The 20412-nt window shown below is 71.1% G+C and carries 6 protein-coding genes and 4 pseudogenes; 7 read left to right on the forward strand and 3 right to left on the reverse strand.

Going from position 1 to position 20412, the window contains the following annotated elements; genetic code table 11:
• Positions 1-124: 124 nt before the first annotated feature.
• Positions 125-585, forward strand: a pseudogene (locus AB0O76_RS34365) (class I SAM-dependent methyltransferase); the annotation flags it as partial.
• 60 nt (positions 586-645) lie between these two features.
• Here AB0O76_RS34365 and AB0O76_RS34370 read toward each other — a convergent pair.
• Positions 646-1416 (reverse strand): annotated as a pseudogene (locus tag AB0O76_RS34370) (transposase).
• Between the two features lie 911 nt (positions 1417-2327).
• Here AB0O76_RS34370 and AB0O76_RS34375 point away from each other — a divergent pair.
• The 3 genes and pseudogenes from AB0O76_RS34375 to AB0O76_RS34385 form a co-directional block, all read left to right on the forward strand.
• A pseudogene (locus AB0O76_RS34375) lies at positions 2328-2886 on the forward strand (proprotein convertase P-domain-containing protein); the annotation flags it as partial.
• A gap of 311 nt (positions 2887-3197) precedes the next feature.
• A complete protein-coding gene (locus AB0O76_RS34380) occupies positions 3198-4829 on the forward strand; it encodes a M4 family metallopeptidase (protein WP_365499565.1) in 1632 nt (543 codons plus the stop codon).
• A 546-nt stretch (positions 4830-5375) separates the two neighbouring features.
• A pseudogene (locus AB0O76_RS34385) lies at positions 5376-5486 on the forward strand (pirin family protein); the annotation flags it as partial.
• A 380-nt stretch (positions 5487-5866) separates the two neighbouring features.
• Here AB0O76_RS34385 and AB0O76_RS34390 read toward each other — a convergent pair.
• Together AB0O76_RS34390 and AB0O76_RS34395 are read right to left on the reverse strand one after the other, a co-directional pair.
• A complete protein-coding gene (locus AB0O76_RS34390; RefSeq protein ID WP_365499568.1) occupies positions 5867-7030 on the reverse strand; it encodes a putative Ig domain-containing protein in 1164 nt (387 codons plus the stop codon).
• 109 nt (positions 7031-7139) lie between these two features.
• On the reverse strand, positions 7140-8033 hold the full coding sequence (locus tag AB0O76_RS34395) for a LysR family transcriptional regulator (protein WP_365499571.1): 894 nt from the start codon (positions 8031-8033) through the stop codon (positions 7140-7142).
• 400 nt (positions 8034-8433) lie between these two features.
• Between AB0O76_RS34395 and AB0O76_RS34400 the strand changes: the two genes are divergently transcribed.
• Genes AB0O76_RS34400 through AB0O76_RS34410 form a run of 3 tightly spaced genes read left to right on the forward strand, consistent with a single transcriptional unit; the run spans position 8434 to position 20411 of the window.
• Entirely contained in the window at positions 8434-15225 is a 6792-nt protein-coding gene (locus tag AB0O76_RS34400; protein WP_365499712.1) for an SDR family NAD(P)-dependent oxidoreductase, read from the forward strand.
• Complete coding sequence (locus AB0O76_RS34405; RefSeq protein ID WP_365499574.1) at positions 15218-20047, forward strand: beta-ketoacyl synthase N-terminal-like domain-containing protein; 4830 nt, start codon at positions 15218-15220, stop codon at positions 20045-20047. Before AB0O76_RS34400 ends, AB0O76_RS34405 begins: the two co-directional genes overlap by 8 nt.
• A complete protein-coding gene (locus AB0O76_RS34410; protein ID WP_365499577.1) occupies positions 20037-20411 on the forward strand; it encodes an acyl carrier protein in 375 nt (124 codons plus the stop codon). Before AB0O76_RS34405 ends, AB0O76_RS34410 begins: the two co-directional genes overlap by 11 nt.
• Position 20412: the final 1 nt, after the last annotated feature.

The following is a 20412-nucleotide window of genomic DNA, read 5'->3' on the forward strand; positions in this document are numbered from 1 at the left end:
GTGCCGATTCCTTTCACTTGGTGAAGTTATTGAACTGGATATTTGAACCTGAAGTGTTTCGCGAAAACTGAGACCAGTCAGTCTTTGTGGCTTTCTCGGGTTCAGGTAAGCCTCTTCAATGTAGGGGAGGATCACGGTCCACTTGCGGGAACTGGGCATGGAGGCGTTCGGGATCGACCTGTCGCCCGGGATGCTGGACGCTGCTCGGCGGAAACATCCCGGCCTGGGGTTCGAGCTCGGCTCGATGACGGACCTTGACCTGCCCGATGGCTCGATGGCCGGCCTGGTCGCCTGGTACTCGCTGATCCACATCCCGGACGACGAGATCGGTATGGTGCTTGCACACTTCCGGCGAGTGCTGCGACCTGGTGGCCCGCTGCTCCTCGGCTTCCACGTCGGCGACGAGTCGCGGCTGAAGACGCACGGCTACGGAGGTCATCCGATGAGGTCTACGTCCACCGCCGTCGGCTCGCCCAAATGACCACCTGGCTCAACGACGCCGGCTTCACCGTCGGGACCCGCAGAACGCTCACCTCAGCCGAGAGCACGCTCGGTGGAATCCTCCTCGCGCGCCGCCCAGTCTGATCCCTAAGGGATGTCCCGTAAATGATCTTTGACGTGGTGGATGTCCTGTTCGTTTCCCCGTCACCCGGCGAGAACGAGGTTGTGCAGGCGGGCGATGCCGAGCATGGCGTGGTGGACGCCGTCGCCTTTCAGGCGGCAGTCGCGCAGGATCTTCCAGCTCTTCATGCGGGCGAAGGCGTGCTCGACGCGGGCGCGGACCTTGCGGTGGGAAGCGTTGTGCTCCTCCTTTCAGGCCGGGAGTTCGGTCTGGCCGCGTTCGCGGCGGTGCGGGATGACCAGGCCGGTGCCGCGGTAGCCGCCGTCCGCGATCACCGTGGGTTTGCCGACGGCGTCCTTGGCGCCGGACAGTTCCCAAGCCTTGCAGTCGTTGCGGTTGCCGGGCAGCGGCCGGCCGACGGCGACGACGAGCCGGGTGTCGGCGTCGATGACGACCTGGTGGTTGGTGGAATACCGGTAGTTCTTCGACTGCTCGGCGATGGCGTGGTCGCGGGTGGGCACCAGGGTTCCGTCCACGATCAGCACGGTGTCCTTGCGGAATCGCTTGCGGGGCTGGAGCGCGAGTAACGGCCCGAAGTGGCCGATGATGCGGTCGGCGGCCGACTTCGACACCCCGAACAGCGGGGCGAGCTGGCGCAGGGTGAGGTTGGTGCGCCAGTACGCGGCGACCAGCAGGACCCGGTCCTCCAGCGGCAGGCTCCACGGCCGGCCCTTGCGGACCGGGTCCGCGCCCTCGCGCCGCAACGCGCTGATCAACTTGTTGAACTGACGCGGGCTCAGCCCGGTGAACGGGGCTATCCAGGACGGCTCCGACGCCGTGATCACACCAGCCACATCAAGATCATCTCATCTGTGACCAGCAGTTACGGGACAACTCTTAGAGCGTAACGGTGCCTCCAGGCAGCCGACTTGAGTCTCTAGAAGAACCCAAGTTTCTTTGGGCTGTATGAAACCAGAACGTTCTTCGTCTGCTGGTGGTACACCAGTTGCACCCATGCTGACCAGCGGAAACGGTAGTTGGTGCGGATACTTTGCCTGGGCTGATCCGAAAATGGTCCGGATCTTGGTCCGGTCAGTCATGGGATGGGCTGGGAGGTTCTGGGAATGATCGAGACCGGGCTGGCTATCGGGCGAGCCGCCGTGCTGCACATGAGCAGCGTGCGACCGTCGGGTGTGGCCCCGGGACGGCTGTTTGGCTCCACGTCCAACCAGCGGCGTCAGGGGCACCGATCGTTAGGCAGACGACCCGGGTCCCTGGAATGCAGCGACGCCTTCATCGGCAACGGCAGGTGTGGACCGCTACCGGCGATTGCAGTGTCACTGCCCATGTGACCAGCGGAGTCGTGCGTGCCCACCGAGCCCCCTCACATGCAGGAGCCCATCGGCACTCCGGACCGGGGATCCCGCAGACGCAGGCCGGTGCCGTTCCCGTGGCAAGTAGCCCCACCGTCCTGGTGTTTTGGGACGACCTTATTGATAGAGGGCTGTTGACACGTTGTACGAGCATCCAGCTCCGACGATCCTCAGAATGATCTGTGTTGCGGCGGCGGTCGCGACCAGGAAATGGTCTGGCGGCAACGGGTCGGCGCACATGTCCGCTGGCTCACTCACCACAGCTCCGGGGCCGCTGTCGCTTCGTCACGAGGCTGGAGGAGGTTGAGGAGATCCTGTACGGCCCAGACCGGAAGCGTGACTGCCCTGGTGCATGACAAGCGGGCTCTCCGCAAGGAGCCTCCCTTGAAAGCACCGGCATCGGTAGGGACAAGGCGTTGCTGATCTAATTCAAGGCGTTCACCACGAAGTTCACCACCACGACCACTACGCGGCGGCCCGCACCGGGACGCTCGCGTTGGCCGGTGAGCTGTACGGAACGCCCAGCACCGAAGGCAAGGCGGTCTCGCACGCCTGGGCCGCCGTGAACGTCGGTGCCCGCCCCGGCGGGGAGGAGCCCGGCGGCAAGACCTTCGAGGTTGCCGCGGACCTCGCCATTCTGGACGCCAGCGCCGCGGTCGCCTCGGCGGTCAACGACACGGGCCGCACCGGCAACGCGCCGAGCGTCCTCAAGGCCGGCGTCGACATCGTGCACACCTGGCGCGGTGACCTCCAGGTCGACCTGGGGCCCCCGACGGCACGGTCTAACCGCTGAAGCCGACCGGCAGTTCGGACTCCGCGGACAACGTCAAGGAGACCTACACGGTCAACACCTCGTCCGAAGCCGCCAATGGCACCTGGAAGCTGAAGGTGCAGGACAGGACCGCGCAGGACACGGGCTACATCAACAGTCGAGACGTGACCTACCCGTAAGCCTCACCCTGCACAGAGGCTCCGCCTTCACCGAGGTACATCGCCGCCGCGGGTAATCAACTCTTCGGCGTGGCATGCGCGTTGCCGATGCCGACCGCGTTCACGATCTGTTCGCATTGCGTATGTCGACCATCGCTCAACGGACCATATCCGGCCAACATCCAGCCAAAATGCTGACATGTACCTGGTTGAAATGACACCCTTCCCCGCAACACGCTGCACGTACAGCAACACGCTGCACGCCCGCATCGCGTCTTTTTCTGCTCCGGGCGGCCCTCCATGCCTCCCGGGCCCCCACAGATGGAGCCCGCGTGACCTCTGATATATCCCGTAAGCGTTCGACGCTCGCGATCGCCACCGCCGTCGCCGCCGGAGCGCTGCTCACCGCCGGACTGACCACCGGCGCCTCCGCCCAGCCGGACAAGGACACCGAGCCGTCCGGCTCACCCATCACCCTCTCGGTGTCGGCCCGCGCGGACCTCCTCCAGGACGCGAGCGTCGAGAGATCGGCGACCGCCGAGCGGATCGGCCTCGGCGCCAAGGAGAAGCTCGTCGTCCGCGACGTCGTCAGGGACGCCGACGGCACCACCCACACCCGCTATGAGCGCACCTACGACGGCCTGCCCGTCCTCGGCGGCGACCTCGTGGTGCACACCGCCGAGAGCGGCGAGGTGAAGAGCGTCACCAAGGCCACCGAGGCCTCCGTGAAGGTCGCTTCCACCGACGCGAAGCTCACCGAGGGCTCCGTCGCCAAGTCCGCCGAGTCCACCGCCGCCAAGGCGAAGACCGCCAAGGCCGACGCGCAGTCCCCGCGCAAGGTGATCTGGGCCGCCACCGGCAAGCCCGTCCTCGCGTACGAAACGGTCGTCACCGGCACGCAGAAGGACGGCACGCCCAGCAGGCTCCACATCATCACGGACGCCGCGAGCGGGAAGAAGCTGTACCAGTACCAGGCCATCGAGAACGGCACCGGCAACAGCCAGTACAGCGGCAAGGTCACGGTCGGCTCCAAGAAGGGCACGAGCGGCTATGAGCTGACCGACAAGGCCCGCGGCGGCCACCGCACCTTCGACCTGAAGCACGCGGAGAGCGGCGCCGGCAAGCTCTTCAAGGACGCCAACGACGTCTGGGGCAACGGCAAGCCTTCGAGCGCGCAGACCGCCGCCGTCGACGCCGCCTACGGCGCCCAGCTCACCTGGGACTACTACAAGTCGGTGCACGGCCGCAGCGGCATCAACGGTGACGGCAAGGGCGCGAGCTCGCGGGTCCACTTCAGCAACAACTACGTCAACGCCTTCTGGGACGACAGCTGCTTCTGCATGACGTACGGCGACGGCGAGGGCAACAAGAAGCCCCTCACCTCGATCGATGTCGCGGCCCACGAGATGACGCACGGTGTCACCTCGGCGACCGGCAACATGGAGTACAGCGGCGAGTCCGGCGGTCTGAACGAGGCCACCTCCGACATCTTCGCCACTGCCGTGGAGTTCAAGGCCAAGAACCCCAAGGACGTCGGCGACTACCTCATCGGCGAGAAGATCGACATCAACGGCGACGGCACCCCGCTGCGTTACATGGACAAGCCGAGCAAGGACGGCGGCTCCCTGGACAAGTGGAACGCGAACGCCGGCAACGTCGACGTCCACTACTCCTCGGGCATCGCCAACCACTTCTTCTACCTGCTGTCCGAGGGCAGCGGCAAGAAGCGGATCAACGGCGTCCAGTACGACTCGCCGACCGCCGACGGCTCCAAGGTGCTGGGCATCGGGCGCGGCAAGGCCGAGAAGATCTGGTTCAAGGCCTTGACGACGTACTTCACGTCGACCACCGACTACAAGGCGGCCCGCAAGGGCACGCTGCGCGCCGCGAAGGACCTGTACGGCGCAAATTCCACCGAGTACAAGCGCGTGGCCGCTGCCTGGACCGGCGTCAACGTCAAGTAACCCGCGGTCAGTCACGTAAGGGGCGGCGTCCGAAACGGACGCCGCCCCTGTCGCGTTCACCGCATCAGCCCCCCTGCTTTCCCGTGCCCTCGAAAGGCACCGCCACCAGCCTCAACTCGACTCCGTCGGCCAGGAGTCGGTGCACCGGGAGGATCCGTACCGGCCAGCGCATCTTCTTCGCTGCACGGTCTGCGACGTAGGTGAACCGGTCACCGGAGAACGAGGGGTACACCGCCTGCAGGGGTCGCGGATCACCGAGTTCGTTCGCATAGCGTCCCGCTGGTCTGCCAGCCGCGACGAAGCGCAGGGATTCCAGGCATCGGACAGCGGCACGACGCGGTGTTGTCCAGCTTGTGTGCGTCGCCCGGGCAGGGATCAGCGGGGCCTGGAGTGGAACAGATCCTCCAGGCAACCGACTTGAGGCGGCTTCGACGTGGGCGCTTGCTACACCGGCCGCTGTCTCGCCGGCCTCATCGCCGAACGCACTGGCAGCCCCGAACCTGCTCACGAAGCCGAGATCGTGAGCCGTGTCCTGCTGTTCAAGGGAACTTCGTGGGCCGTTCCCAGCAGGAAATCGAAGTGGCACGCAAGGACTGGATGGAGGGCACCCGCTTCGGCGAAGTCCACGGCTGTACAGGCGTCCGCTTGCCCGCCCCGAACCGCCGCCGGTGCCCCTGAACCTGCGCGGATGGGTACGTTACTTGCGGTTATGGACGTTGCTTGGGCTTCGCGCCCCTCCGCCCGTCATGCTGAGGGTCCCCCGTGCTTCGAAGTGATCCGTGGCCGCGCCTGCCCGGGCGCCGGAGGGGCCGTCCCGGGTCGACGTCCGCCAAGGGTGAACCCGACGATCAACGGCTATCCTGCGCTGCTTGTGTAGGGCCGTTGGCCCGCTCTCCGCGGGGTCTGGCGGTCATCTCAGGCCAAACAGGAGTGCGTAGTCCAGGCCCAGGCCGAAGCCCCGCACCGTCCTGGCCCTGCTCGGCCTGCTCGACGCCGTTCTCGCGGCGGCGGCCGGGAGGCGGACCGGCTCGGCGGCGCTAGAACCAGTTGATGGTGAGGGGGAACGCGGTGGTGGCGGAGGCTGTTGTGGAGTCCGTTGCCCTGGCGGTTATCTGGAGTGTGCCGGTCTGCCAGGGCTTGCCGGTGATCCGGCCGGTGGCGGTGTCGATGCTCAGGCCGAAGGGCAGCCCGGAAGCGCTATAGCTGACGGGTGGTTTGCCGCCGGTGGCGGTGATCTGGATCGTGCAGCTCTGGTTGAACTTGCAGGTCTGCGTACCGGGGTTGGGCACCTTCAGGTCCCCGCCCGGCGGGGGAGTGGTGCCGCCGCAGCCCGGTGCGGCTTCCGGCGGCAGCGGGACGCGCCACAGTTGGGTGTCGTTCTCCGAACCGACCAGCAGCGTCGAGCAGTTGGCGTACGTGAGGGTCTCGCCCTGCGGCTGCGAGGGCAGCGCTACCTCGGCGAGCTTCGTGCCGGTGGCGTCGTAGATGTACGCCGTGTTGGCACCCAGTGGGCCGCCGCTGCGCAGTGCGTAGGACTTGCCGGTGGGGGAGAAGGCGCCGTCCGTGGTGAAGACCGGCCCCGGACGGACCGGGGCGAGCGTGTTCACCTGGCCGGGCTGGGGTGGCAGCGGGGCCTTGTAGAGCTGACCGGCGGCTCCGATCAGCTTGCTGGCGACGTACAGCTGACCGGTCGTCGGATCGGCGAGGAGCGACTCGGCGTCGTGTCTGCCGTCGGAGTAGGCGAAGCGCAAGGCGGTGGGCGTCACCGTGGCATTCGCGAGCTGGTCGGGCTCGGGGAAGCTGTAGACGGTGAGCTCGGCGCGGCCGCTGAAATTGTCGCCGATGTCGCCGACCTGGATCACGGGGCGGCCCTGCGCGTCCTTTCCGACGGCCAGCCCCTCCCAGTCGGTGTTGGTCGCGCCGCTGAGGCTGTACGTCGCCTTCAGGACGCCGGTGGCGCCACTGCAGTCGACGGCGAAGACCTGAGTGGTGTTGCCGCTGTCATTGACGGCGTAGAAGACGCCCGGGTGTCTGGCGCTCATGGCCAGGCCGCTGAGCTCGGCGAGGCCCGGGGGCAGGGAGCACGCGCGCTCCGGCGCGGCGGACGGCGCGGCAGCGGCCGGGGTCGGCGGGGCCGCGAAGAGGGCGGCGGTGGTGATGAGCACCGCGCCCATGGCCGTACGAATCAGGTGTCGGGGCATGAGCACAATGTGACGGCGGGCGGTGAAGGGTCCAAGCGCGCTTCGCACACCTGTTGGGCATGGGCCGATGCCCGGCGGGCATGGTGGCCCACCTCCTCGCCTCGACTCCTCACCTCGCCGGTTCCCGCACGGGTGCGTTGTGCTTGGTGTGGGAGAGGAAGGCGCGGGCGGAGCGGCTGAGCGGGCCGCGCGGGTGGACGATGCCGACGGCGCGCAGCAGCGGCGGGGTGAAGGAGCGGACCTCCACGCGATGGCCGAAGGCCCGTAACACCATGTCCCGGTACCAGATCAGCGAGCCGCGCCCGTCCGTCACGCTGGTCACCCAGGCCAGCCGCTCGTCCGCCTCCACCACAGCCACCGGACGCACCCCGACGCGGCCGAACATCGCCTCAAGCTCCGTGCGCCGGCCGGTGCCGGGGGTCGGCAGCACCATCCGCAGGCCGCCAAGCATCCGGAACGGCATCGGGTCGGGGAGTCCGGAGCCGGGCGGGGAGATCAGTACGACCTCGCGGTCCTGGAGGTGGTGTGTGGACAGATCCTTGTCGACGGGCAGATCGACAAGGCCCAGCTCCGCAGCACCGTCGGTCAGGGCCCGTACGAGTGCCTCACGGCTGTCGTGCTGGAGCAGCCGCACGTCGATGCCGGGGTGACGTTCGGTGAAGGAGGGCACGAGGTCGGCGGCGAGGTCGAGGGAGAGGGTCGGGGTCGCGGCCACGATCAGCGTGGCCGGCGAACTGCTGCCGTGCGCCGGACCGATGTCCTCGATCGCCTCCACGGCGTCCAGGACGGTGCGGGCCAGGCGTACCGCGCGTGTGCCTTCGGGGGTGAGAGTCGCGCCCCTGCCCCTGCGGTCCAGGAGCTCCACGCCCAGATCACGTTCCAGGGACTGGATGGAGCGGGAGAGCGCGGGCTGGGCGATGTAGACGGAGCACGCCGCGGCGGTGATGGAGCGGCAGTCCGCGACGGCTACGAGGTAGCGCAGCTGCTGCAGTGTGGGGGTCATGTGCGGACGTTAACCCCAGGGCCGTGAGGGTGTAAGAGGCGCACAGGCGAACAAATGCCCGCCCGGTCAAGGCGATTGACGTCCGGTCGGCAGCACTCCATACCGCGGCGGCATGGGTCGTTGATGGGCGTTGACACTGCGGGCCGCTCGCCGCACGATGCAACGCGACACGGCGATGTTACCGCCGGTTACCCCATGCGCGGCGTCCGTACGCCTCTACGTCCTACGCCCGTACACCCCTGCGTCTGCCACCGCTCCCTCGCCCGGTCCTGCCCGGAAGCAACTGCCTGGAAGTGACTGCCCGGAAGTAAAAGGAGAGCCCGTGATCTCTCATCCCGCCCGGACCTTCCGTCGGGACCTCGTCGTCGTGGTCAGCCCGTTCGAGGAACCCAATCCCGGCATGGTCGCCGCCGCGCAGCGAGCCGGCGCCCTCGGCCTTCTCGACCTCGGCAGGGACCGCGACCGGGCGCGCACCGCGCTGGCCGCACTTCGCGGACGCAGACCTTACGGAGTCCGGGTACCGGCCGGATGCCCGCTCACCCCGGACGAACTGCCCGCCGCAGTGGACACCGTCCTGCTCGCCGAAGAGTGGTGGCGGACCGGGACCGGCGAGTGGGCCGCCGACGGCAGGCGCCGGCTGTGGGCAGAGGTCGTCAGCCCCGGCGAGGCGGTGGCCGCCGTCGCCGCCGGAGCGGCCGGGCTCGTGGCCAGGGGGCACGAGGCAGGCGGTCGGGTCGGTGAACTGACCACCTTCGTACTGCTGCAACGCCTCCTGGCCGACCGGGAACTGGACGTCCCGGTCTTCGCGTCGGGAGGCATCGGACCCCATACGGCCGCCGCCGCCGTTGCGGGCGGCGCCGCCGGTGTCGTACTCGACGCGCAGCTCGCGCTCACCACCGAGGGAGTGGCCGAACTGCCGGCCGCGGTCACGGCCGCGATCCGTGCCATGGACGGCAGCGAAACCACGGTCGTCTCGGACCACCGCGTCTACACCCGCCCCGATCTGGCGTTGCCCGAAGGCGACATCACCCGGCTGCTGGGCGCGCGCGGCCTGAGTGCACAGCCTCTGCCCATCGGCCAGGACGGTGCCACGGCCGCCCGGCTCGCGGCGCGTCACCGCACGACCGGCTCCGTCGTGCAGGCCGTACGCGCGGCCATCACCGGGCACATCGAGGCCGCCGTACGGGTCCGCCCCCTCTTGCCGCGCCCGGGCGAGGAGCATCTGCCGGTCGTCCAAGGACCCATGACCCGGGTCAGCGACCGGCCCGCCTTCGCCGCCGCCGTCGCCGACGCGGGCGGGCTTCCCTTCCTCGCCCTGGCCGTGATGGACGGCCCAGAGGTAGGCAGACTGCTTACCGAAATCGCCGAACGCCTCGCCGGCCGGCCCTGGGGAGTCGGCCTGCTCGGCTTCGCCCCGGACGAGCTGCGCCGCGAGCAGCTCGCCGCCGTCGCCGAAGCGCGCCCGCCGTACGCGATCATCGCGGGCGGCCGCCCCGCCCAGGCGGCCCCGCTCGAAGCCGCCGGGACCAGGACCTATCTGCACGTACCCTCGCCGGGACTGCTGGATCAGTTCCTCGCCGAGGGAGCGCGGCGCTTCGTCTTCGAAGGGCTCGAATGCGGCGGCCACATCGGCCCGCGCGCGGCCTTCCCGCTCTGGGAGGAGCAGATCGAGCGACTGCTCTCCTGCCCCTACGCCGCCGAACTCGACGTGCTCCTCGCAGGCGGCATCCACGACGAGCGCTCCGCGGCGATGGCCGCTGTCGCCGCCGGGCCGCTGGCCGAGCGCGGCGCCCGGACCGGCGTACTCATGGGCACCGCCTACCTGTTCACCGAGGAGGCGGTCGCCGCCGGAGCCGTACTCCCCGGCTTCCAGAGCACCGCTCTTGACTGCGACACCACCACGCTGCTGCGCACCGCCCCCGGCCACGCGACCCGCTGCGCCACCACGCCGTACACCGCTGCCTTCACCACCACCGCCGAGCGGCTCAGGCAGGACGGCGCGAGCCCGAACGAAGTCTGGGAGGAGCTGGAGAGGCTCAACCTCGGGCGGCTGCGTATCGCGAGCAAGGGCTTGCGCCACACGGTGACGGGACCCGTCCCGGTCGACGAGGAGGAGCAGCACGGCGAGGGCCTCTACATGCTCGGCCAGATCGCCACCGCACGCACCGCCACCACCACGGTCGCCGCCCTGCACGCCCAGGTGACCCAGGGTGCGACGGACCTGCTCGCCGAGCGTGCGGAGCGGATTCGGGAGCCTGAACCCGCCGCGGACCGGGAAGCCCCGCTCGACATCGCCGTCGTCGGCATGGCCTGCCGCTACCCCGGCGCGGACGACCTCGCCGGGTACTGGGCGAACATCGTCGCCGGGACCGACTCGGTCACCGAAGTGCCCGCCGACCGCTGGGACGCCGCCGCCTACCACGACCCCGACCCGGCGCGGGCGGGGGAACGTACCCCGTCCCGGTGGGGCGGTTTCCTGGCGCCCGCCCCGTTCGACGCGCTCGCGCACGGCATCGCCCCGGCCTCGCTCGGCAGCATCGAGCCCGTGCAGCTGCTCGCCCTCGACATCGCCGCCCGCGCCCTGGCCGATGCCGGTTACGCGGGAGAGCGGCACTTCGACCGCTCCCGCACCTCCGTCGTCTTCGGCGCCGAGGCGGGCACCGACCTCGCCGGAGCGTACGGCTTCCGGGCCCTCCACCCCGGCTACCTCGGCGAGCTGCCGCCCGAACTTGATGCCCAATTGCCCCGGCTGACCGAGGACTCCTTCCCCGGCGTCCTCGCGAACGTCATCGCCGGGCGCGTCGCCAACCGCCTCGACCTCGGCGGTGCCAACTGCACGATCGACGCCGCCTGCGCATCCTCGCTCGCCGCCCTCGACCTGGCCTGCAAGCAACTGCGCGACCGGGACAGCGACATGGCGTTGTGCGGCGGAGCCGATGTGCACAACGGCATCAACGACTACCTGATGTTCGCCTCCGTACGCGCCCTTTCGCCCACGGGGAAGTGCCGCCCCTTCGACGCCTCCGCCGACGGCATCGCACTCGGCGAGGGCGTCGCCTGCCTCGTACTCAAGCGCCTGGCCGACGCCGAACGCGACGGCGACCGCATCTACGCCGTCGTCAAGTCCGTGGGCGCCTCCAGCGACGGACGCTCCCTCGGGCTCACGGCCCCGCGGCCCGAAGGGCAGCGACGCGCTCTGGAACGTGCTTACCGGCGGGCCGGGATCACCCCCGGTGAGATCGGCCTTGTGGAGGCGCACGGCACGGGCACCATCGTCGGTGACAGCACAGAACTGGCCGTCCTCACCGAGGCGTTCGGGGGCGGGGGCGGGGGCGTGGGCGTAGGCGGGAGCGTCGCGTCCTGCTCGCTCGGATCGGTCAAGTCGCAGCTCGGTCACACGAAATGCGCGGCGGGCCTGGCAGGGCTCATCAAGGCGGTACGGGCCGTGTACAGCGGCGTACGACCGCCGACCCTGCACCTGAGCAGCCCCAACCCCGACTGGCAGCCGGACTCCAGCCCGTTCTTCTTCGACACCGAGGCCAGGCCGTGGTCCGTGCCCGGGGGCCGGCGGCTCGCCGCAGTCAGCGCGTTCGGCTTCGGCGGCACGAATTACCATGCGGTGCTGGCGAGTTATGGTGACGCGGGCGAGCCGGCGCACGGGCTGGACCGCTGGCCCGCCGAGCTGTTCTGCTTCCGGGGCGCCGACCGCGCGGCTGCGCGCCGCGCCATGGACCGCCTCGCCGCCAGGCTGGAACAGAACGACGCGGCAGGGAGCCCGTGGCCGCTGCGCGACCTCGCTGCCGAAGCCTCCGCATCCGCTTTTGCCTCCGCCTCCGCATCTGCCTCCGCCTCCTCCGCCGATGACGGCGCGGTCCAGGTAGCGCTCGTCGCCACCGGCCTCGACGACCTGGCCGCGAAGCTGAGCCCGGCCCGGGACTTCGTCGCCGCCGACGGGGTCCATGTACGGGACGAGACCACGCCGCCCGGGCGGGTCGCCTTCCTCTTCCCCGGGCAGGGCAGCCAGCGGCCGGGCATGCTGAGCGACCTCTTCGTCGCCTTCCCGCGCCTGCGGACCCTGCTCGACGGCGCGGATCCGCGCCGCGTCGCCGCGATGTTCCCGCCCGCCGCCTTCACCGCCGAACAACGAGCGGCTCAGCGCGCGGCCGTCACCGACACGCGGACCGCCCAGCCCGCACTCGGCCTCGTCGGCGCCGCCACGCACCTGCTCCTCACCTCGCTCGGCGTACGCCCCGACTGCACGGCCGGCCACTCCTACGGCGAGCTGGTCGCTCTGTGGGCAGCCGGTGCCTATGACACCGCGACCCTCCTGCGGCTCAGCGACCGCCGTGCCGATGCGATTCTCGCCGCCGCCGCGGACGACCCCGGGGCGATGGCCGCCGTGTCCGCGGCCCCGCACGAGCTACCCGGGCTGCCGGCCGGATGCGTCGTCGCCAACCACAACGCACCGGAGCAGACCGTCATTTCGGGCCCGACCCCGGCGGTCGACGCCGCGATCGCCGCACTGCGCGACGCGGGCATCGCCGCCGAACGCATACCGGTGGCCTGCGCCTTCCACAGTGAGGTCGTCGCCGGTGCGTCCGAGGCCCTGGCCGGCGAGTTGGCCGGTGAGGTCGTGGTGGGGCCGGGAATCCCGGTGTGGTCCAACACCACAGCGGGCCGCTACCCCGCCGACCCGGTGGCTGTACGAGACATGCTGGCCCGCCAGCTCGCCGAACCCGTGCGCTTCGCCGAGCAGATCGAAGCGATGTACGCCTCCGGAGTGCGGACGTTCATCGAAGCCGGACCCGGCCGGGTGCTCACCGGTCTCGTAGGCCGCACCCTGGGCGACCGGCCGCACACCGCCGTCCCGCTCGATGTGCCAGGCGAACACGGCCTGACCCGCCTGGTCACCGCACTCGCCGAACTTGCCGCGGCGGGCGTCCCGTTCGACCCGGAACCCCTGTACAAGGGCCGCACCGCGGCACTGCCCGCCGAAGCGCCCAGACGTGCCGGATGGCTGGTGGACGGCCATCTCGTACGGACCGCGGACGGCGAGCCGGTGGCGGGCGGACTGCTCCCGGCCCGGCGGGTGGCGGCGGGTCCGGTGGCAGCTGTGGACCGGCGGGAGGATGCCGTACTGGAATATCTGCGCGGTACGCGGGAACTGGTGGCCGCGCAACGCGACGTACTGCTGGGCTACCTGGGGGCGGAGACAGCTCCACCCTCGGCAACGATCCCGCCCGTCCGGGAGCAGTACACCCCCGAGGTGCCGGCTCCGCGCCCAGCAGCCGAGGAATCAGGGGCTCCGCAGCCCCTGACGCCAGATCAACTGACGCCCGATCAACTCACGGAAACGATCCTGGAGATCATCCACATTCGTACCGGGTACCCGAGGGAGATGCTCGACCCGTCCCTCGACCTGGAAGCCGACCTTTCGGTGGACTCCATCAAGCGGGTGGAGATCATCGGTGCGCTCGCCGACCGGATCGGGTTGCCGCGAGGGCCGGACGGTCCGGCGGAATCGGCCGTCGAGGAACTCGCCCGGCTGAAGACCATCGGCGGCATGGTCGACTGGCTGACATCCAGAGCCACGCCCCCGGCCCCGGCCGTGACTCAGCCCTTGTGTGGAAGCGACTCGCCTACGTCCATGGCGTCGGACCCAGTTGCCCCCGAGGTCGCGTTCGCTCGCGGTGGCGTCGTGCGGTCCGCCTCCCCGACCGCCCGGCTGCTCGTCGAAGTCGCCCCCGTAGGGCCGCCCGTGAGCCGTGAATCCGCCGACGTACTGCCCGGCCGGCGGTTTGCCGTGGTCGACGACGGCCTCGGTGTCGGCGTTGCCCTGGCCGCCGCGTTGGAGTCATACGGCGCCGAGGTGCGTACCGTGCGCCGGGAACGACTGGCGGACGCCGCCGGAGCCGACGGCGTGGTGGACCTGGGTGCGCTTCGTGCGGCCGAGGCACCCGTGCTTCCGGAGGCGTTCGGGGCGTTGCGCGAGATGCTGGTGGCGGGCACGCGCCGGCTGCTGCTCGTCACCGGCTGCGGCGGGGCGTTCGGTCGTACCGCTTCGTCACCGCACTCCGCCGACCCGGTTCCTGGTGCGGGGCTGTACGGATTCGCCCGTACGGCAGCGATCGAATACCCCGGCGTGGAAGTCCGCGCCGTGGACGTCGACCCCAAAGACCGTCCCGAGCGGATCGCCGCCCACCTGATCACCGAACTGTGCTCCCCCGAGGAGCCGGTGGCCGTCGGCTACACCAACGGCACCCGTAACAGCCTGCGCACCGTCACCGCCCCCCTTCCCGACACCGAATCGCCGCCACCGCTCCTGCTCGGCCGCGACGCGGTGGTGCTGCTCACCGGCGGAGCGCGCGGCATCACCGCTCGTACGGCCGTCGCCCTCGCCGACGCCACCGGATGCCACATCGAGCTCATCGGGCGTACGCCACCCCCCGACGACGCCGAGGATCCGGCGATCGCTCACGCCCATGACCGGGTCACCCTGCGCGCGGCCCTTGTCCGGCAAGGCCTGCGCGCCCCCGCCGAGGTCGAAGCGGCCGCGTCCCGCGTCCTTGCCGCTCGCGAGATACGCACCACTCTCGCCGCGCTCGGCGGTGTCGCCGCCTCCGTGCGGTACCACGCGGCGGACGTCACCGACGCCGACGCCGTACGGACCGTCATCCAGGACGTACGCGCACGTCACGGCCGCCTCGACGGGATCGTGCACGGTGCCGGAACCATCCAGGACAGCCTGCTGTGCGACAAGGATCCGGCGTCCTTCGCGCGGGTCTTCGCCACCAAGGTGGACGGTGCCCGTCACCTCGTCGACGCGGCCGCTGACCACGGCGACGGGCCTGCCCCCGGCTTCCTGGTCTTCTTCGGCAGCGTTGCCGGGGTCTTCGGCAACCATGGCCAGGCCGACTACGCGGCGGCGAACGACGCCCTGGACACCCTGGCCGCCACCCCGGCCTGGTCACGCCGCTTCCCGGGCCGGGTCCTCGCCATCGACTGGGGGCCGTGGGCTGCTGAGGCCGGCGGCATGGTGACCCCGGAACTGGAGCGGATGTACGCGAGCCGCGGCATCCCGCTCCTCGATCCGGCCGCGGGCACCGCCGCGTTCCTTGCCGAGCTCGCGCACGGCACCGAGGGCCAGGTCGTCCTCATGGCGGAGCAGCCGGGGGAGGCCCGCCATGGCTGACCTCCGACGCGGACCCCGCCCGGCCGACGCGGCCGTCATCGGCATGGGCGCCGTCTTCCCTGGCGCCGCCGACCTGGCCGCGTACCGGAGGAATCTCTTCGCGGGCCTGGACGCCATCAGCGAAGTACCGCCCGGCCGCTGGGATCCCGAGGTGTATTACGACCCGATCGGTGCCGAAGGCCCGCCTCGCAGCGACCGCTTCTACTGTCGGCGCGGCGGCTTCATCGACGACCTCGCCGCCTTCGACCCGACCCGGTTCGGCATCATGCCCGCGGCCGTGGCCGGGGCGGAGCCCGATCAGCTGCTCGCGCTGCGCGTCATCGCCGAGGCGGTGGCCGATGCGGGGGGCGATGAGCGGCTGCCCGCCGACCGCTCACGGATCGGCGTGATCCTCGGCCGCGGCGGTTTCATGGGCGTTGCCACAGCCCGCCTCGACCAGCGCGTACGTACGGCCCACCAGATCGCCGCGACTCTGCGCGAACTCGCTCCCGAGCTGGGCGAGGACCGGATCACGGCGGTCCGCGAGGCGTTCCAGGCGGGTCTCGGCCCGGAGCGGCCGGACGCGTCCATCGGCCTCGTACCCAGCTTCACGGCCGCCCGGACCGCCAACCGTCTGGACTTCCGGGGCCCCGCCTACACCCTCGACGGCGCCTGCGCCTCGTCGCTCCTCGCCGTCGAGCAGGCGGCCGGCCTCCTGGCAGGCGGCAGGTGCGACCTGGTGGTTGCGGGGGCCGTGCACCACTGCCATATCGCCACGCTGTGGAGCGTCTTCACGCAGCTGCGGGCGCTGAGCCCGACCCAGACGATCCGCCCCTTCGACCGCCGCGCCGACGGCACGCTGCTCTCCGAGGGCACCGGCGTCGTCCTCCTCAAGCGCCTGGCGGACGCCGAACGCGACGGCGACCGTATCTATGCCGTCGTACGAGGGGTCGGCGTGGCCGGTGACGGCCGGGCGGCGAGCCTGATGAGCCCCCTGGTGGGCGGCCAGGTACGCGCCCTGCGGCAGGCGTGGGCGCAGGCCGGTCTCGACCCGGCCGCGCCCGACGCGCTCGGCCTGCTGGAGGCGCACGGTACCGGGACACCGGTCGGCGACGAGGCGGAACTCGCCACCGTGGCCCGGGTGTTCGGCCCCCGCGTGGCGGGCGCCGAGCCGGTCGTGATGGGCTCGGTGAAGTCGATGCTCGGCCACACCATGCAGGCCTCGGGGATGGCCGGGCTGATCAAGGCCGTACTCGCGGTGTACGACGGGACGCTGCCCCCGACCCTCCACCTCGACGAACCGCACGAGGGCTTCGCGCGGACGCGCATGCGCCCGGTGACGGCGGCGGAGCCGTGGGAGCGCGGGCGCGCACCGCGACGGGCGGGGGTGAACGCGTTCGGCTTCGGCGGCATCAACGCACACGTGGTGCTGGAGGAGTCACCGGGAAGAGGGGCCGTGCCGCTGGTACGGGAGGCGGGCCCGGCCGACGCGACCGGCCACGCGGTGCGGGAACCTGCCACGGAGACGGCACTGCCGGTGAAGGGTACGGCCGCGACAGGAGAGTTGCTGCGCCCCGGTCCGGGCACGGCGGCGGATCCGGATACCGCGCCCAAGCCCGCTGTGCCACCCGGCACGGAGGCACCCCACCCGGCCGCCGACCCGGGCCCCCCGGACTGGTCGGAGTCCAGGATCCACCCCCGAGACGAGAGCCCCCCACCACCGCCCGATCAGCGGCCCCCGAGCTCGGTTCCGGAAGCTTCGGGGTCCGGGTCGGCGGTCCGCTCGCCGGTAGCCACGGACCCCGTAGCGGACGAGTTTGTGCTTCGTGTCGCGGCCGCTACGCCTCGCGAACTGCTGGGCCTGCTCGAAGCGTTACCCGATGGTTGGCCGGCTTCCGAGCCGCTCGGCTCCGGTGGTCCTTGTCGCCTTGCTCTCGTCGGGCCCCACGGGCGCAAGCGGCGGGCCCTCGCAGCGGCGGTTGCCGCTCGGGGGAAGCCGTGGCGCGGGCGCGGCGGTGTGTGGTTCACGCCGAGCCCGCTGCTCGCGGGCGACGGCCGGCTCGCATTCCTCTTTCCCGGTCTTGAGCCGGAGTTCGCTCCCTTTACCGACGGCGTTGCCGACCACTTCGGGCTGCCCCGGCCCGCCCTGACCGGCGGCGGCGCACTGGTCGAGCGGGCGCTCGACGCCATCGCCGTCGGCCGGTTCTTCGCCCGCGTTCTCCCCGAACTCGGCATCCAGGCCGACCTGCTGGCCGGGCACAGCCTCGGCGAGTGGACCGCCATGGTGGTGGCCGGGATGTACCCGCAGCAGGCGGTCGACACCTTTCTCGATTCGCTGCGCCCCGGCGATCTGGACGTCCCCGATCTCGTGTACGCGGCCCTCGGCTGCGGCGCGCGGCAAGCGGCCGACGCGCTGCGTGGGCTCGACCGTGTTGCCGTCAGCCACGACAACTGCCCCCACCAGTCGGTGCTGTGCGGCGAGCCCCGTCCCGTTGCCGACGCGCTGACCCGGCTGGCTGCCCAGGGCGTACTCACGCAGGAGCTGCCATTCCGGTCGGGCTTCCATACGCCGATGTGGGCGCCGTACCTCGATCAGGTGCGCGCCGCCTTCGCCAGACTGCCGCTGCGGCCGCCGACCGTACCTGTGTGGTCGGCGACCACGTGCGCTGTCTACCCGGGGGGCGAGCACGAAGTCCGCGACGTGGTGCTGCGTCACCTGCTGGAACCGGTGCGCTTCACGGAGCTGACAAGCCGGTTGTACGCCGAGGGTGTACGGGCCTTCGTACAGATGGGCCCGGGCAGCCTCCCCGGATTCGTGGCGGACACCCTGCACGGCCGGGACCACCTCGCCGTCTCCGCGGGCGCGGCCCGGGGCGGCGACGGGCTGAACCAACTGCGCCGGCTTGCCGCAGCGCTGTGGACGGAAGGCCTCGACCCCCGCTGGGAACGCCTGACGGACCGCAACCCCGGGATGATGGCAGGGCCAACGGCGCCCGCCTCGCCTGCGGCACCTGGACCGGGCCTCGTACGGCTCGACCTCGGCTCCGCGCTGGTGAGCCTCGGCGGCAACGCGCCCGCGTTGTCCGTGGGCGTCCCGTCCCGGCCACCCGACGCCTCAAGCCCCGCCCTAGTCTCCGCCCTGGACGCCGTACTGGAGGAGACGGGGGCCGCGGCACGCAGCGTCGCGGAAGCCTGGCGCGCGGCCCCTGCCCTCCGGCCGCCGCCCACCGCGCCACAGGCGCACCGCACCCGCCGTCGGCTCTCCCTGGAGACCATGCCGTACGTCCGTGACCACTGCGTCTACCTCCAGCCCGACGCCTGGCCCGAGCCCTCGGACCGGTTCCCCGTCGTCCCCATGACGACGCTCCTTGAGCTGGCCGCGGACGCCGCGCGTCAGCTGGTCCCCGGGCGTGCGGTGGCCGGTTTCGACGATGTGCGGGCCCTGCGCTGGCTCGCCGTGGCCCCACCCGTCGATGCCGAGATCAACGCTTTCCGCGACCTCTCCGACAGCGGCCGGGTGCGGGTGGAGATCGTCGGGTGCGCGACCGTCACCGTCGTTTTGGCCGACCGTCGTCCCGCCCGCCGCGCTCCTGATCACACGGCGCTGACCCGCGAAGGGCCGCCGCCGGTCAGCGCCGAGGCACTCTACCGCGACCGGTGGATGTTCCACGGGCCCGCCTTCGCCGGAGTCCACGAGGTGACCGCCGTTGCCGACGACGGCATTCGGGGAGTGCTGCGCGCCCTGCCCGCGCCCGGCGCGCTCTTCGATGCCGCCGGGCAACTGCTCGGGCACTGGATGCAGTTGAGGCTTCCGGTCGACCGGCTGGTCTTCCCCGCGACGCTGGAGCGGGTCCGTCTCTACGGGCCCGCCCCACGTGACGGTGCGCTGGTACGCGCCACAGCCCGCATCCGCGCCGTGCGGCAGGGATCCGTGCTGGGCGACGTGGAACTCACCCATGGCGACGGCACCGTACTGGCCCGCCTGGAGGGCTGGACGTACCGGCGCTTCGCCGCCGACGAGCGGGTATGGCCGATGAAGTTCACGCCGGAGATCTGCGGCATCGGCGAGCCGCAGCCCGGCGGCTGGTGTCTCGCGCGGCGCCGCTGGACCGACCCCGCCTCGCAGGAGCTGGTGATGCGGCGCTACCTCGGCGCCGCCGAGCGGGCGGCGTACGAGCAGCGTCCACCGCGGGCCCGCGCGGCCTGGCTGCTCGGCCGGATCGCGGCGAAGGACGCGATACGCGGGCTTCTGTGGGAGCGCGACGCGGGCCCCGTCTTCCCGGCCGAAGTCCCCGTGGGCAACGACGACCAGGGCCGCCCACGGCCCGAAGGCCCGCTCGCCGCAGGGCTACGGCTCTCCCTCGCCCACAAGGACCAGCTGGCAGTCGCGTACGCCCAACCCGCCCACGCCGTCGGCAATGGCATCGGGATCGGCATCGGCATCGACGTCGAGACCGTCACCGACGATCCCGCCGCACTGAGCCGTATCGCCCTCACCGCCGACGAGCGGCACCTCGCCGAGGAGCTCGCCGCGCGCGAAGGCACCGGCCGGGCGCAGGCGCTCACCGCGCTCTGGTGCGCCAAGGAAGCAGCCGCCAAGGCGGAAGGCACGGGCCTGGGGGGACGCCTGCGGCAGTGGACCGTCACCGACGCTCCCGCAGGGCTGCTGGTGACGTCCCCCGAGGGCCGTAGCCACGCCGTAAGGATCAGCACGGTCCACGACCTGCCCGGCCCCGGCGACGACGGACCCACCCTCCATGTCGTCGCCCGGACTGTATCCACATCCGCACCCACCACTACCCCAGCCACCACCGACCCGACGGAGGCCAGCCATGGCATCTGACCCCACGGCCGAGCGGATACTAGCCGAGATCACCGCCATGCTCGTCGAGACCGTCGGCGACGAGTTCCTCCTCGCGGACGAGGTCACTCTGAAGACGACGTTCAACGAGGATCTGGCACTCGAGAGCATCGAGTTCGTCGCACTCGCCGAGCTGCTCCAGCAGCGGTACGGGGCGGCGGTGGACCTGATCGCCTTCCTGGCCGAGAAGGACATGGAGGAGATCCTGGCCATGACGGTCGGCGACCTCGTGTTCCACATCGCCGGCACAGCGCCGCTGGCTCCGTCGGCCTCGCCGACCACGTCAATCCCGTCGGCCTCGTCACCCCCATCGGCCCCCTCGACCTCGTCCGCCTCGGCCGCCTGAG

It is taken from the genome of Streptomyces sp. NPDC086554 (genome assembly GCF_040686095.1).
In the GTDB taxonomy this organism is placed as follows: domain Bacteria; phylum Actinomycetota; class Actinomycetes; order Streptomycetales; family Streptomycetaceae; genus Streptomyces.